We start from the raw sequence: 1,491 nt of genomic DNA, 5'->3' as shown, positions 1-1,491 counted from the left end.
GCGCATCCTGGTCCAGCTCAAGGTCGCCGACTTTCTGGTCAAGCCGATCACCACCGCCGCTGCGTTGAATTCCTGCGTGACCACGACCACCGGGACCCGGCCTTCCAGCCGGCGCATGATGCGCTGCAGCGATTCGATCTCTTCCAGCTTCGCCGCGTCCATGTCGACGATGAGCGCGCCGAAATCCGTCTCCTGGACTTCGCCGCGCAACTCGTTGACGCTCTTGTCGACCGTCAAAAGCTCGATGACGTCCGAAGCAGCGAAGGCCGTGCGGGTGTCCTGCAGGAACGTCCTGTCGGTGGATACGAGCAGTATCTTCTTGCTCTTGATGCCGCTTGCCATGTCGTCAGCCCGTCTGGTCAGTGCCAAATCAGTTGGTTGTCGCGCTCGTCGTCTCAGCCGTCTTGGCACCCGCCGCCTCGCCGGCCGCGGCGGCCGTCGACGTGCTGGTGCGCTGCGCCGGCACCAGCAGCCTGGTGTTCTGGACGCCGTATTTCCACGGATCGACCATCTGCATGACCGTATTGGCCGCCTGCGCGTTGCCGGCGGCGGGCGTCACGCCCTCGGTGCGCACATAGTCGTCGCTGGTGCAGCCGCAGAGACCGGAGAGCAGCAGGGCAACCATCAAGCCTGGAACCGGACGCATGACTTCAATCCTTCGGCAGGTCGAGGAAATGCCCTGCCGTCGGCGCGGCGGGCTGCGTGACGCGGCCGTCGGCCATCGCCAGGGCGCGGTTCGGGTCGGAAGCCTTCACTTCCTCGGTATTGTTGAGGAAGTAGTCCGAATTGCTGGCCGGCTGCGTGCCGTCGGTCGGCTCGACCATCTTCTTCGACGGATCGACAGGCTTGACCAGATAGGGCGTGACGATGATCACCAGGTCGGTCTCGCGCCGCTGATAGGCCTTGGACGAGAACAGCGAGCCCAGCACCGGCAGCTTGCCGAGACCCGGAAGGCGCGAGGTGGTGATGTCGTTCTGCGACTGCAGCAGGCCGGCGATCATGAAGCTCTGGCCGTTCTTCAAGTCGACCGAGGTCTTGGCCCGGCGCACGATGAAGCCGGGCACCGAGATCTCGCCGATATTGTAGGAGGCGGACGCATCGATCGACGACACTTCCGGCGCGATGTCGAGGCTGACCAGCCCGTCCTTCAGCACGGTCGGGGTGAAATCCAGGCTGACGCCGTATTTCTTGTAGCTGACGCTGATCTTGCCGTTTTCCTCGGAGACCGGGATCGGGAACTCGCCGCCGGCGAGGAAGCTCGCCGTCTGGCCCGAACGGGCGATCAGGTTCGGCTCGGCCAGCCGCCGGGCAAGGCCGCGCTCCTCCAGCGCCTTGATGGCGATGTCGATCGAAACGCCGTTCGACAACAGCCGGCCGATGACCTCGCCAGTTCCGGCCGCCGGAATATCGCCCGGTTCGATCGCCACGTTGCGGCCGCCAAGGCCATAGGCGAAATTGGCGCTGTACTTGGCGCCGAGATCCATCCCGGCC

The 1,491-nt window shown here is 64.9% G+C and carries 2 protein-coding genes and 1 pseudogene; all 3 read right to left on the bottom strand.

Going from position 1 to position 1,491, the window contains the following annotated elements; genetic code table 11:
- Positions 1-342, bottom strand: a pseudogene (locus EN745_RS34710) (response regulator receiver protein); the annotation flags it as partial.
- Positions 343-370: 28 nt separating this feature from the next.
- The gene (locus EN745_RS34705) at positions 371-646 is read right to left on the bottom strand and encodes a hypothetical protein (RefSeq protein WP_126054270.1); all 276 of its coding nucleotides are present in this window, start codon (positions 644-646) and stop codon (positions 371-373) included.
- A 4-nt stretch (positions 647-650) separates the two neighbouring features.
- Positions 651-1,491: type II and III secretion system protein family protein (locus EN745_RS34700; RefSeq protein WP_145992324.1), on the bottom strand; the 841-nt coding region annotated here is incomplete at its 5' end.

Source organism: Mesorhizobium sp. M4A.F.Ca.ET.022.05.2.1, assembly GCF_003998845.1.
In the GTDB taxonomy this organism is placed as follows: domain Bacteria; phylum Pseudomonadota; class Alphaproteobacteria; order Rhizobiales; family Rhizobiaceae; genus Mesorhizobium.
The sequence above is the reverse complement of the archived record's forward strand: the minus strand, read 5'-3'. Positions and strand labels throughout refer to the sequence as shown.

What these genes read in the sequence shown, in the direction of transcription:
- EN745_RS34705 (WP_126054270.1), bottom strand. Translation starts at nt 646, where the DNA reads ATGCGTCCGGTTCCAGGCTTGATGGTTGCCCTGCTGCTCTCCGGTCTC.